Annotated in this window: 12 protein-coding genes; 11 read left to right on the top strand and 1 reads right to left on the bottom strand. The window is 62.1% G+C overall.

The genetic code is table 11. The annotated features are described in order from the left end of the window. From RCO27_RS13490 to RCO27_RS13455, 8 genes are all read left to right on the top strand, one after another. Positions 1-901 (top strand): calcium-binding protein (locus RCO27_RS13490; RefSeq protein ID WP_374990382.1); only part of this gene is annotated, 901 nt, incomplete at its 5' end. A gap of 697 nt (positions 902-1,598) precedes the next feature. Next, positions 1,599-1,733: a hypothetical protein gene (locus RCO27_RS13485; RefSeq protein WP_309003185.1), complete on the top strand. Its 135-nt coding sequence runs from the start codon at positions 1,599-1,601 to the stop codon at positions 1,731-1,733. Between the two features lie 374 nt (positions 1,734-2,107). After that, positions 2,108-3,379, top strand: a complete 1,272-nt coding sequence (locus tag RCO27_RS13480) for a nucleotide sugar dehydrogenase (RefSeq protein ID WP_309003184.1) — start codon at positions 2,108-2,110, stop codon at positions 3,377-3,379. Between the two features lie 43 nt (positions 3,380-3,422). Then, the gene (locus RCO27_RS13475; RefSeq protein WP_309003183.1) at positions 3,423-4,808 is read left to right on the top strand and encodes an O-antigen ligase family protein; all 1,386 of its coding nucleotides are present in this window, start codon (positions 3,423-3,425) and stop codon (positions 4,806-4,808) included. A gap of 59 nt (positions 4,809-4,867) precedes the next feature. Then, a complete protein-coding gene (locus RCO27_RS13470; RefSeq protein WP_309003182.1) occupies positions 4,868-5,623 on the top strand; it encodes a polysaccharide biosynthesis/export family protein in 756 nt (251 codons plus the stop codon). Positions 5,624-5,633: 10 nt separating this feature from the next. Beyond that, positions 5,634-7,835 carry a polysaccharide biosynthesis tyrosine autokinase gene (locus tag RCO27_RS13465; protein ID WP_309003181.1) on the top strand — a complete coding sequence of 734 codons (2,202 nt, stop codon included), beginning with the start codon at positions 5,634-5,636 and terminating at the stop codon, positions 7,833-7,835. 149 nt (positions 7,836-7,984) lie between these two features. Continuing rightward, a complete protein-coding gene (locus tag RCO27_RS13460; RefSeq protein ID WP_309003180.1) occupies positions 7,985-9,088 on the top strand; it encodes a hypothetical protein in 1,104 nt (367 codons plus the stop codon). A 57-nt stretch (positions 9,089-9,145) separates the two neighbouring features. Beyond that, the gene (locus tag RCO27_RS13455; protein ID WP_309003179.1) at positions 9,146-10,495 is read left to right on the top strand and encodes a lipid II flippase MurJ; all 1,350 of its coding nucleotides are present in this window, start codon (positions 9,146-9,148) and stop codon (positions 10,493-10,495) included. A gap of 24 nt (positions 10,496-10,519) precedes the next feature. Here RCO27_RS13455 and RCO27_RS13450 read toward each other — a convergent pair whose 3' ends face one another. Next, a complete protein-coding gene (locus tag RCO27_RS13450; RefSeq protein WP_309003178.1) occupies positions 10,520-11,077 on the bottom strand; it encodes an FkbM family methyltransferase in 558 nt (185 codons plus the stop codon). Here RCO27_RS13450 and RCO27_RS13445 point away from each other — a divergent pair. The 3 genes from RCO27_RS13445 (at position 11,064) to RCO27_RS13435 (ending at position 13,459) form a co-directional block, all read left to right on the top strand. Next, complete coding sequence (locus RCO27_RS13445) at positions 11,064-11,273, top strand: hypothetical protein (protein ID WP_309003177.1); 210 nt, start codon at positions 11,064-11,066, stop codon at positions 11,271-11,273. The two genes, RCO27_RS13450 and RCO27_RS13445, sit on opposite strands and share 14 nt — an antisense overlap. 247 nt (positions 11,274-11,520) lie before the next feature. Beyond that, complete coding sequence (locus RCO27_RS13440; protein WP_309003176.1) at positions 11,521-12,363, top strand: class I SAM-dependent methyltransferase; 843 nt, start codon at positions 11,521-11,523, stop codon at positions 12,361-12,363. A gap of 1 nt (position 12,364) precedes the next feature. Continuing rightward, positions 12,365-13,459, top strand: a complete 1,095-nt coding sequence (locus RCO27_RS13435) for a glycosyltransferase (protein ID WP_309003175.1) — start codon at positions 12,365-12,367, stop codon at positions 13,457-13,459. Positions 13,460-13,489: the final 30 nt, after the last annotated feature.

The raw sequence follows: 13,489 nt of genomic DNA, 5'->3' as shown, positions 1-13,489 counted from the left end.
TTTCGCCGTCGGCGATTCCGGCGACCGGATCGACCTGGGCTTTTTCGGCGCGGATCCGTTTGCGAGCGGCCGGTTCAGGATCGTCCAGGCCGGCGCCGATACGTGGATTCAGGAGATCGCCACGGAGGCCCTCTACGTTCAGCTCCTGAACGTCAACGCGAGCGCGCTGACCCCCTACAATCTCAGCGGGCTGAATCCCAGCAATGTGCGGCTCATCGACGGCACGGGAGATGATGTTCTGACGGGCACGGCGCTCTCCGACATCCTTAGAGGCTTTGCCGGCGACGACGTTTTGAACGGGGGTGACGGCAGCGACCAATTGGCTGGCGGGCTTGGCAACGACCTGCTTTACGTGGACGGCGGCGACCTGGTGTTCGAGGGGGCTGGCGAAGGCCGGGACAATGTGCTGGCGAGCGCGCATTATGTGCTGAACGCCGGTGCGGAGGTGGAGCTGTTGTCGACGACGGCCAATGTCGGGACGGCGGCGATCGACCTCACCGGCAACGAGTTCGGCCAGGCGGTGATCGGCAATATGGGCGCCAATGTGCTGAGGGGCGGCGGCGGCGTGGACGTGCTGGTCGGGCTCGGCGGCAACGACACGTTCGTGTTCGACACGGCGCCCGGCGCAGGCAATGTGGATGTGCTGGCCGACTTCGTCTCCGGCGAGGACCGGATCGCGCTCGACGCGGATGTCTTCGCGGGCCTGGGTCTCGGAACCCTCCCGGCGGGCGCGTTCCGCATCGGCACCACCGCCCTGGATGGCGACGACCGCCTGATCTACAACCCCAATAGCGGCGCCCTCTTCTTCGATGCCGACGGCAACGGCAACGGCGCCGCCATCCAGGTCGCCACCCTCCAGACCGCGCCGGCCCTCGCCGCCAGCGACTTCATCGTCATCTGAAATCCAAGGCGACGCCCCGACGCCGCCTTTCCGCCCTATTCGCTTGGCACATGGGCCCGGCAATCCTAAAGGGCTCCAGGATTCGACCCTGGGGGAAGCTCCATCGGAGGTGGACAGCTTGAACGAGGAGGCGGATCGAGGCTTTGGCGCTCCCCGCGACGGCCACATCGCGACCCAACAGGAGTTCGATGCCGCTCGGGCCGCGGCCTATGACCTACTCGTCGTTCGCATCCCGACCATCCGCTCGCCGGGAACGCGCGGAAATCCTTGTCAGGCGACCATGCTAGCAGCCTCGGTCCATCCGAAATTCGCCGGTCCGCTGGTATCCGCGCGGAGCGACTGGACAGGGATGGCCCCCGCGTGCACTAGCACGCCGATGATTCTGACGGGCATGACTTTCGTGGGCTTGCTCGCCGTGCAGGCGGATGTCCAGACGACGGAGCCATCATGGCCACCCAGATCCGGTGGGCTCGTTCGTCCGACATCACCGCTGGTCGACCAGCGTCTCGAGCGCGGCCGCCGGCTCTGCATCTATGAATCGCCTGATCAGGATGCGCGCGCGGAAGGTGACGTGCAGTCGGATGAGGAGCCTTCGGGGCAGGTGCCGCGCAGGCCGACTCGCAGGGTCGATGTTTCGGAGAGATGCCCGGACCGGGATCCGGGCGACGACTCACCGCACGCAAGGCCGATACCGTCAATGGCGACTCTTGTCGGGCAGCGGATCACCGGCGACAGACGTATCTGCTATTATCGCTATCTTGGCCGTCAATATAGCCGCATGGTGACGCCGGCCCGCACTTGTCCCTACACGCCCCATTTTTCCGGCGAGTAGGCGATCTCTCTTTCGGAAGCCTCGAAGCACCGCTTGTTGACCATGCCCTGGCCGTATAGGACCTGTCGCGCGACGCGAATATGATCGTGAGGATAAAGTAGAAATATGCTTAAGCTATTGGTTGCATTGGTATTTGCCCTCAGCCTCTACGGTGCTGCGGTGCTGTTTCTGCCAGGCTTGCTATCGCATCGTCGCGCCAAGCGGCACGTGGAAAGCAAACGGGGGCGGGATCGCGACTGAGGCCGTCGCGCGGACAGGCCGGCTCGCCATAGCCGCAAGGTTGGCGATCCAACCTCCGCTCACTAGGATGCGTGGACTCTTCTCCCCATTCTTACGCATGACATGCGGCGCACCGGCCGGGACGGTAGGTCAATATGAGTGTAGAACAGGTTGTCGTCGTCGGACTTGGCTATGTGGGCCTTCCGCTGGCCGTGGCGCTCGCCAGGACGACGCCCGTCACCGGTTTCGATATCGATGAAGCCCGTATCGCCGAGTTGCGTGCCGGCCACGACCGAACCGGCGAGGTCGAAAGTGGCGATCTTGCGTCGGCAACGCTGAGCGTCACGGCCGACGCTGGGGCGTGCAGATCCGCCAACATCTATATCGTCACGGTCCCAACACCCGTCGACGCGAAGAATCGGCCTGACCTGACGCCGATCCTCGGCGCTACACGGGCCGTGGCCAAGCTCCTGAATCCGGGCCAGCGCCCCGTGATCGTCTATGAAAGCACTGTCTATCCCGGCGTGACAGAGGAAGTCTGCGTGCCGTTGATCGAGGCCGAATCGGGCTTGAAACACGGCCGCGATTTCTTCGTCGGCTACTCTCCCGAGCGGATCAATCCGGGCGACCGGACTCACCGGGTCGACAATATTGTGAAGGTCGTTGCCGGTGACGGCCCGGAAACGCTCGCGCGGTTGGTCGCGCTTTATGAAAAGGTGACCGAAGCTGGCGTGTTCCCGGCGGCATCCATCAAGGTCGCCGAGGCAGCGAAGGTTATCGAGAATGCGCAACGGGATATCAACATTGCGTTCATCAATGAGATCACACAGATTTTTGCCAGGCTCGACCTGTCAATCTGGGACGTGCTCGACGCTGCATCGACCAAATGGAATTTCCTGCCTTTTCAACCTGGGCTGGTCGGCGGCCACTGCATCGGCGTGGATCCCTATTATCTGAGCTTCCGCGCCCAGCAACTCGGCCACAAGCCGGACGTGATCCTCGCCGGACGCGCAATCAACGATGCCATGGGCGTGTGGGTCGCGGACGCGGTCCACGCCGCAAATGGCGCCCGCGTCGGTTCGATCCTGGTGCTCGGCCTCACATTCAAGGAAAATGTGCCGGACTTGCGCAACAGCCGTGTCGTCGACGTCATCCGTCGCTTTCAGGAACTGGGGCACGCCGTCACAGTTCATGATCCGCTGGCCAGCGCGGAAGAGGCGCAGCGCGAATATGATATCGCCCTGCAGTCCGAGTTGCCGCCGCGCAAGCACGACATCGTCTTTGCCGCTGTGCCGCACGATGTCTACAGGAGCTTCTCCGAACAGGAGATCCATGCCCTGCTCGAGAACGGAGGATGCGTGGCCGACCTCAAGGGCATGTGGCGCGGGCTTGATCTGGGGCAGCAGGTCATACGCTGGTCGCTATGAACACGATGCTTCGCTCCTATTCCACCGGTCGGCCCAGGACGGAATGATCGAGATCATGAACCCTTCTTCATCGACAATGATTCGTTCCGACGACGACATCGCGGCCAGAGTGCGCTACGCAGTCTTTGTTCTGTTCCTGATCCTGTGCTTCGCCGGGGGCGGCGGGTCGCGCGAGGACATACTTTCGCTACTCTATCTTCGGCCCGGGGCAATTCTCTGCCTCGCCGTGATCCTGGCTCTGCCGGGCAGGGTCGATTGGAAGCTGATCCGGGTGCCGCTCTGGCTTCTTGTGGGATTGACGGCATTGATGACAATCCAGCTCGTTCCGCTCCCGCCCAGCCTTTGGACGACGCTCCCCGGGCGGGCCATTGTGGCGGAGGGCGCGCAGGTACTGGAAATGGCCCAGCCCTGGCGCCCGATCAGTCTCGCGCCGGATCTCACCCAGAACAGCCTCGCGGCCATGGTCATTCCCTTGACCGCCCTGATCGGATTTGCGGCGCTCGGCGCGACCCAGCGCGAAAATCTGGCCATCATCTTCATCGGCGGCGGTGTTGTCAGCGGCTTGCTCGGGATCATGCAACTGTCCGGCGGATCGGACAGCCTGCTCTACACCTATCGGATCACCAATAATCAATCCGCGGTGGGACTGTTCGCGAACCGCAATCACCAAGCGGTGATGCTGGCGTTGTCGCTGCCAATGCTGGCCATAGCCGCCGCCCATGCGACGGGCGATCGTCACGTCCGAGCTGTCAAGCGCGGTAGCGCGGCGGCGGTTTCGATCGTCCTGCTGCTCGTCCTTCTTGTGGCCGGCTCGCGTGCCGGCCTGGTGCTTGGCGGCGCTGCGTCGGTCTGGTCGATCTTTCATTATATCGAGTTGCGGCGTTTCCTGCGCGGCGAGCGGGTCGCGCGACAGCGATCGCTTGTTCTCGCGCTAACCGCGACGGCCGCGGTGGGTGCGGGCCTCGTCTTTCTCTCCTTCGCACGCGCTCAATCGCTCCAACGCCTGATCGGTGTGGACATGCAAGGAGAGGAGAGGCTTCGGCAGCTGCCCTATGTGGCGCAAATGGCACGGGACTACTTCCCTGTCGGTGCCGGCTTCGGGGCCTTCGATCCGGCCTATCGCATACGCGAGCCGCTCGACCTGCTTTCAACGCGATATCTCAATCATGCGCATAACGATTTTCTCGAGTTCGTGATTACCGGGGGACTGCCGGCAACGCTCCTGCTGCTCGCATTCCTGCTGTGGTGGGGCACGACGAGCTGGTCTGCATTCAGGGGCGGACGCGCCTACGGGATGCTGGGGTCGATCCTCGTCGCCTTCCTGCTGCTGGCAAGCCTGGTCGACTATCCGCTGCGCGTTCCCGTTCTGGCAGCATTGTTCGCGGTGGCCTGCGGCTGGCTCTGCAGTGCGTCGAAGTCCAGATCCTGATTGTCGTTCTGCAGGGGCGTCATTGCGCTATGCGGGATAGGGCCCTATTGCACGCCAGCTTGGCCGCTGAATTCTTGGCAAAAACGGAAGGTTATCGGACGATGAGGTTGTGGACAGCCTTGGCAATCGGCGTCAGTTTCTCGATTGCTGGCTGCTCATCCGGTCCAGCTCTGCAAACCACGCAATATCTTACGGTTTCCGATACGGGGACTCTGCCCCCGCCGACCATTGCCGACCTCACTGCTCCGGCGCAGGCTCAGCTGATCGGACCGCTCGATCGATTGTCGATCGAAGTGTACGGCATTGACGAACTCGGCCGGACCGTACAGACGGACAATGTAGGCAACGTTACTTTGCCCCTTGCGGGTGAAATCCCGGCGGCCGGACTGACGCCGCAGCAGCTGGCGCACCAGATCGAGCAGCGGCTTTCGGGTCGCTATGTGCGCAACCCTCAGGTTACGGTAAACATCGAAGAGAGTGCCAACCGGTTCGTGACGATCGATGGCGAGGTGCGTCGCCCGGGCGTGGTTCCGCTCGGCGGACGCATGTCGCTGTCGCAGCTGGTTGCCCGGGCTCAGGGAACGACGGAGTTCGCACGGCTCAGCCATGTGGTGCTGTTTCGAACGGTCGAGGGCCAGAGGATGGCCGCGCTTTATGATTTGCGGGCCATTCGCGCAGGCCTATATCCGGATCCAGAAATATATTCGCAGGACACCGTTCTCGTTGGAGAGTCTCAGGCGCGTCGCATTTTCCGCGACATACTCCAAGGTTCAACGCTCCTGACAACACCCATCATTGCGCTTGTTCAGCGGTAGGTTCTGGTTGATGAATGACATGAATTTCCGTCGCGACGGTACTGCTGCCGTTCCCGGCCCGATTGCCGGGGCCGACGGGTCGAGGGGCGCTTCTAAAGCTCTGTTTCCGATTCTCGGTCAATATCTGGCTGTCGTTCTGCGTCACCGATGGTTGATCTTCGGTGCCGTCGTTACGGCATTGATAACGGCCGTCATCGTCACGGTGCTGATGACACCGGAGTATACCTCGCGCATTACCGTCGAGATTCGCCGCGACAGCGACAATATCATGCGGGTTGAGGGCGTCGAGCCAGAGACCGGCCTCGGCGACATGGAATTCTATCAGACCCAATATGGCCTGCTCCAATCCCATGCGCTTGCGCAGAGGGTGGCGACACAATTGCGGCTCTATGACGACCCCGAATTCTTCGCGATGTACGGCTTGCCCCAGGCAGAAGACTGGTTCGAGAACGGACGGCCACGGTCTGAAATCACAAATCGGGAGCAGCGGGTGCGCAAGGCCGCGGACGTGCTGTTGTTGAATCTCTCGGTCAATCCGGTTCGTTTGTCGCGCCTGGTACATGTTGGCTACACCAGTCCCGATGCGACCTTTTCGGCTCGCGTGGCCAATGCGTGGGGCGAACAGTTTATCCGGATCACGCTGGAGCGGCGCTTTGAGGCGACGTCCTACGCGCGGAATTTCCTTGAGCAGCGTCTCGAACAATTGAGGGACCGGCTCGATGCGTCCGAGCGTCAGCTGGTCGGCTATGCGGCGCGAGAGGGGATCGTCAATCTTCCTGCCAATCCGCAGCTCGGGGCGCCGGAACGTTCGATGGTTGTCGACGATCTCACCACCCTCAATCGCGAGCTTGCCGAGGCGACCTCTGATCGAGTGAAAGCCGAAAGCCGCCTGCCGGGCGGGCGCGGGACGGTCACCGAAGCTCTAAACAATCAGGCAATTTCCGGTCTTCGGCAGAGGCGTGCTGAAGCGGCCGCGGAATATTCCCGGCTAATGGTGCAATTCGAGCCGGAATATCCACCGGTGGTCGCGCTGCGCGAGCAAATCGCGCAGCTTGATCAGTCTATCGCGCGCGAAGAAGCGCGAGTTCGTGACACCCTGAGTGAAACTTACAGGGCCAGCACCGAGCGGGAGACCAATCTGTCGGGCCGCGTCGATCGGCTGAAGGGCGACCTGCTCGACCTTCGTCGGCGCAGCATCCAGTACAATATCTATCAGCGCGAGGTGGATACGAACCGGCAACTCTATGATGCCCTGCTGCAGCGCTACAAGGAAATTGGCGTAGCCGGCGGCGTCGGAGTCAACAATATCTCGGTCGTGGACCGGGGGCAGATACCCGAGCGTCCTTCGAGTCCGCGTGTCCTGATAAACTTGCTGCTGGCCCTCGGTCTGGGCTTGACAACTGGCTTCATGCTCGCGGCGATCCTCGAGCAGGTCGATGATGCGGTGTCGGACCCCTCGCAGATCGTGGACGAGCTTGGAACGCCGTTGCTCGGCACGGTGCCCAAGTCGCGCGACGAGGACACCTATCTGGCCTTGGGTGATCGCAAGTCGGATCTTGCGGAAGCCTATCTCGCCGTGCAAACGAGCCTCGCCTTCTGCACCGACCATGGCGCTCCGTTTACCCTGGCTGTCACCAGCACGCGGCCGGGCGAAGGCAAGTCAACGACTGCTTATGCGATTGCACTCTCCCTTGCGCGCACGGGCAAGAACGTGCTCCTGCTCGACGCCGACATGCGTGCGCCCACGGCTCACCATATCGCCGACATCGGCAATCATCGCGGCCTGAGCAACTTCCTCGCGGGCGACAACAACCTGGAGGAAATGCTCCATCGGCCGGCCGGTTCGGAGGTGGCAATCATGCCGGCCGGGCCGCAGCCGCCCAATGCCGCCGAACTGCTGTCAGGCGATCGCATGAAGACGCTGCTCGACAGACTGCAACCCTCTTTCGATCATATTGTGATCGACTCGCCGCCGGTCATGGGGCTGGCAGATGCGCCGCTGCTCGCCAGCCAGAGCGAGGGCACCGTTTTTGTGGTCGAATCGAACAATACGAAGCTTGGCCAGGCCAAGCTGGCGATCAGCAGGCTTTCCGCGGCGCAGGCCCATCTTGTCGGCGCGGTCCTTACCAAGTTCGATACGAAGCGCGCCGCCTACGGCTATGGCTACGACTATGGCTACGGCTATGGACGGAGCGCAGAGGCATCAGCTTGAGGCAACCGTCCATGGCGCCTGAGGCCTCGCGCATGTACAACGGCGGACCGATATTCCGCCTGCTCGCTATAGTGGTCGCTGCGCTCCTCATTGGAGTACCGGTCACTGCTGTGACCTTTGCTGGTATCTTTAGGGACAAGAGGCCGGGCATGGTGCTCAAGGTCGTTCCATTTGACGCCGGTGCGACCGCGGCGCAGGCGACCCAGTCCATGGTCGCCGACCGCAATCCCGCGACGGTACGGCGTGCACTCGACGATGCGCGCTCGGCGTTTGCCCGCGGACCTACGGTCGTTTCAGCCGTTACCGCGAGCGCAATAGCACTTGGCTTGCAGGGACGGCAGGATGCGTCGCTCCGCGCCTTTCGCTATTCCCAGGAGCTATCCCGCCGCGACGTGCAAACCCAGTTGGCATTGATCGAACATCAGGTCGCCGGCGGAAATATCGTGGGCGCGTTGGAGCATTACGACACAATTCTACGATCTTCGGACCGGATCAAATCCATCCTGTTTCCGATCCTCACGAATGCAAGCGCTGATCCGGCGATAGCGCGGCAGCTCAACCTTGTGCTTCGCCGCAAGCCTAATTGGTGGCGAGAGTATTTGACCTGGTTTCTGGGCGCCTCCAGCAATCCCATGGCAATCGCGCTATTGCCCCGCGCGGTGCTCGACCCTGATGTGGATGAGGACCGGACGCTCATCCTGCGCCAGCTGCAGTTGCTCGCGCAAGCGGAACGTTACGATCTCTTATGGTCAACCTATCAGCGGCTGGGCGTGGCCGATGCTGCGCCCATGGCTCTTCTGCGTGACGGGAATTTCGAGGGCAATCGTGGCTTCCCCCCCGTGGATTGGCATTATGCGGAAACTGGCGAGCTTAGCCCGGAGCGGCGCCAGCTCGACGCAGGGCCAGGATCGGCGCTCTATCTGCCAATGGAAGCATCGAGCCACGGCAAGGTGGCGGAGCAGCTGCTGCGCCTGTCTTCGGGCACATATGAATTTCGCGCGGAAACGGGCGACGTTCCGTCGGATCCGGCTCGTCGGCCCTTTGTTCGAGTGAGTTGCGCCGGCGCCGGCCAGCGAGTGATCATGCGTCACGACTTTCCCCGCGGTGATGGTGAGGGCGGCATCATCGTGGCCCGATTCGATGTTCCGCGCAGCTGTCCCTACCAGTGGCTCTCGATTTTCGTGCGCGGCGGTCTTGACGAAGCCTTGGCGGAACCGCCCTGGATTGCGGCGCTTTCGCTGCGCCAGCTTTGATCCTGGGGCTCCCGTGATCGCGATCCCGGATGTACCGCTTCGATCGGGAGCGTGCCCATGCGCCTGATGATCCGCGCGCGGGCAATGGCCAATGGGGTCCGGAGCGAACACAAGCTCATTCTACGCGATATGACGGTGATCGCAGGATTCATCCTGATGGCCAAGATCGCCGCGGCGGCAAAGGAGGTGGTCATTGCCTCGCGCTTCGGCACCAGCCCGGTGGTCGACGCATACCTGTTCGTCTTCAACCTCTACAATCTGCCTATCGCGGTTTCGTACAGCGTTCTCACCGCTGTACTGATCCCCTTGCTGATCAAGCTCCACAGCGGGCCACCTTCGGCCGAGCATCGCTTTCGCGGGGAGATGTTGGGCGGCTCCATTCTGTGCGGCCTGGGGCTGGGAGCGGCCGGCTGGCTGAGCCTGAAGTTGCTCCTCACCCTATCGTCTGTCGGACTGCCGCCTGAAACGCGGGCGTTCGCGATCGAGGCGGCCGACTATCTCGCTTTGATGATCCCCTTGGGGCTGGTCACCGTCTACGGATCGGTTTTGCTGATGGCACGCGGCCGCCATGTGAACAGTTTGCTCGAAGGAGCACCAGCCCTAGGGGTGCTGGTCGTGCTACTCGTCTGGGGCGGCACGCCGCAGGCCCTGCTGCTCGGGACGATGTGCGGCGCGGCGGCACATCTCCTGCTGACGCGGCTCACGCTCGGCGGGGAGTTTTCACACCGTCCCCTCTTTTCATTTCGGTCCGAACAATGGCGCTTCTTCCGAAGCGGGGTCAGCATCATGCTGGTTGCGCAACTCATGTTCGCTCTTACCGCAGTCATTGACCAGTTCTTCGCGGCACGCCTTGGCGCAGGCGCCATATCCACTCTCGGTTATGCCGGACGCATTCTGAGCTTGTTCCTTTCTCTGGGCGCAACGTCGATCGGCCGGGCCGTGCTGCCTGTCTACTCGCGCGTGCGTACGCATCAGCCTCAGTCGTTGGCGAGGCTGGCGACGCAATGGACGCTGTTATTGTTCGCTGCCGGCCTCGTCGTGCTGGTTCTCGGCTGGTTCTCGGCTGAATGGATGGTTCGCCTGCTCTTTGAGCGCGGTGCGTTCACCGCAGGCGACACGGCCGCCGTGGCTGAGATACTGCGATGGGGATTTCTGCAGCTGCCTTTCTATATTGCCATGATCGCGGCATCCCAAGCGCTGTTCAGCGCCAGCCGTTACATGCTGGCCGCTATCATGGCAGCTGCGGGGTTTGCGGTGAAGCTCGTGCTCAATGCGCTGCTCGTCGACTCGTTTGGATTGCCCGGCCTGATGCTGGCGACCGCCGCCATGTACGCACTGACCTGCTTGGTTTTGCTCGCGCTGCTCCGGATTGAAGCGGCCAGGGAGCCGGATCAGCAGGGCGCGTGATCTCCGATGTGGCGAGGCCGCCGGTCAGCGTCTGGGGCCGGGCACATCCTCGCGCACGAACAGCGCGTTGCATGAAAGCTGGTAGTAGCGGGTCCGGAATCCGGTTTCATAAAGATCGACAAGCCGATAGCCCAGGTCATTCATCCGATCGTGAAAGGCACCGAAGGTCGGTTGTCCATTGTAGCAATGCACGAAAGTGGCTTCCGCATAGATGATCGGGATGACGCCGAACATGTTCGCGGCACCTTCGATCACCTTGAGATCGTAACCCTGGGCATCGGTCTTGAGAATGTCGATCCGGGCTATGCCTTGCTCCTTGCAGAAGGCCGCGATCGTCCGGACCGGAACCTGGATGACATCGATCGTTTCCTGCATCTTCGCGGACTGGTTGAAGGTGGCGCTGTCGGGATGCGTCGAAAGGAGAGAATTGGTTTCCGACATGCGATTGACGTGAAGCTCCGCGGTCTTATCGGTATCGCCGAGCGCGATCTCGTGAACCCTGACGTTGGGGCAGGTGTGCGACATTCGCGCGTAAGACCCGCGCAACATCCGGAGTCGGCTCAAATGAATGAATTTGCGCACGCGGAAAGCGCCGGGAGAGTTCGAGCGCGGTGGCACCGGTGTTGGCACCAACGTCGAACACGATCTGGGGCGGCCGGCCGAGAATGGTTCGCGCCGCAAACCATTGATCCCGACTGAGGTCGAGGATCGGCTTCAGCTTGAAGGAGGCGGATTCGAAATCATACTCCAGCTCGCGGTTTACGAGCTTCAGGCCTGAGCGGATCGATCGCCTAACCGGAGCAAGCAAGCGCTTCAGTTTGTTGGATGATGTCATGGAAAACCGCATAGCATGCGATCGAGCGGACACAAGCCGGATCGGGAACGCCAGTTGCAGCGCCGGTCATCTCAACATTAACGCACATTCGGCCGGACGACCATCGACATGCGGCTGGCCGGCTCATAAAGAGCTCCCGAAACCAGGACCTTGGCGATAGCCCCGTCGTCGCAACCGGAGAAACGAGTGCATGAACAGTGCGAGCCTCAAGACGCTCGACGAGCATTTCGAGTTTGGCGAGAACTGGCTCGACTATTCCCGTCGCATTGACGATGAGGCGATCCTTGAAGCCGAGAAGGGCCTCAGGAAGCTCATACCGGCCGAGCTCATCAAGTCGGCGCGGTTCATCGATATTGGTTGCGGTTCGGGCCTGCATTCGCTGGCAGCGCTGCGCCTCGGCGCAGCCGAAGTCGTCGCAATCGATATCGATCCCAACTCGGTCCAGGCAACGCAGGACTTGCTGTCCCGGCAGGCACCCGAGGCGAAAACCACAACGCGCCTGCTCAGTATTTTTGACGCGGATTCCGCCGATCTCGGCCAGTTCGACATCGTCTATTCCTGGGGTGTGCTGCATCATACCGGCGCGATGTGGGAAGCTGTGGAGCGCGCCGCCCGGCTGGTCGCCCCGCAGGGCCTCTTCGCGCTCGCGCTCTACGAGCGGCGTCCGAGCTGCGTCTTCTGGTTCCGGGAAAAGAAGCTCTACATGAAGGCACCCGAAGTCGTCCGGAAGCTGCTGCGCGGACTATACAAGGCCGCCTTCTATGCCGGCCTGCTGATGACGGGCCGAAATCCGGTCCGCTACGTCCAGACTTACAAGTCGGCGCGAGGAATGAACTTTTACAACGACGTTCATGACTGGATGGGTGGCTACCCATATGAGTCCGCGAGCGTAGACGAGGTGCGCGACCGTATGCAGGCGATGGGCTTCGAAATCGCGGCGGTCTATCCGATCAAAAAGGGCCTGCGCCTCTTGGGCACCGGTTGCGCAGAATTTACGCTGATCCGCGCATCTGCGGCCCAGCCGACCCATTGAGATGCGGCCCAGGCGGCTGGCGATTTTTGTGCCAAACCTTCGAGGGGGCGGCACCGAGCGCGTAATGGCGACGCTCGCACGTGAATTTTCACAGCAAGGGCACAAGGTGGATCTGCTGCTCGCCCAGGGCGAAGGCCCCTATCGGGCAACTATTCCTGCCGAAGTAAGGATTGTTGATTTTGGCAGGAACGGCGTGTTCGGCAGCCTCGGGGATCTGGTTCGCTATCTCAGGAGGGAGCGGCCGGATGCGCTCTATTCCGCGCTGAGTCACGCCAACGTGGTGGCGTTACTCGCAAATTTGCTTGCGGGATCTCCTACCCGAAATGTCGTCAGCGAACGCACCAGCTTTCGTGAGGCAAAGCGACATCTGCGATCACTCAACGAGCGACTCGTCCGACTGCTGATGCGGGTGACCTATCGTCGGGCATATCGGATCGCCGTTGTGGCTGAAGCGATCGTCGACGAGCTCCACGAGGACCTCGGCCTGGATCGGTCTCGCATAGTCGCAATCCGCAATCCGATCGTCGACCAGGGATTGCTGGATGCCGCAGCGCAGGATCCCGAAGAACCCATCTTCGCACAAGGGCGCCCGGTCATCCTGGCGGCTGGGCGCCTTGCCTTCGAGAAGGATTTCGACAGCCTCATACGCGCCTTCGCCCTGACCCGTCTTCGTCATGATGCCGCGCTGGTCATCGTCGGCGAAGGGCCGGATCGTCCTCGGCTTGAGGCCCTGGTCCGCCAGCTCGGGCTTGAAAGCCACGTCGCCCTGCCGGGCTTTGTCGACAATCCGTTCGCCTTCATGCGTGCGGCAGGGCTGTTCGTCCTTTCCTCCAGGTTCGAGGGCATGCCCGGTGTGATCGTCCAGGCAATGGCCTGTGGCACTCCGGTGGTCAGCACCGATTGCCGAACCGGGCCGAGAGAGATTCTCGAGGGCGGCCGCTGGGGCAAGCTCGTACCCGTTGGAGATATCCCCGCGTTGGCCGACGCAATGATCTCGGCACTCGGGGAAAAGGAGCACCCCGATGTGCGCCGGGCTGTTGAGGATTTCAGCGTGTCGGTTGCCGTTCAACGCTATCTCGATCTGGCGCTCGGCTAGGTCCTTGTAGGCATGACGCCTCCTGGGCGA

Origin of the sequence: Sphingosinicella sp. LHD-64, assembly GCF_031157375.1 — a bacterium.
Lineage (GTDB): Bacteria > Pseudomonadota > Alphaproteobacteria > Sphingomonadales > Sphingomonadaceae > Allosphingosinicella.
This window is presented reverse-complemented; position numbering and strand designations above follow the sequence as displayed.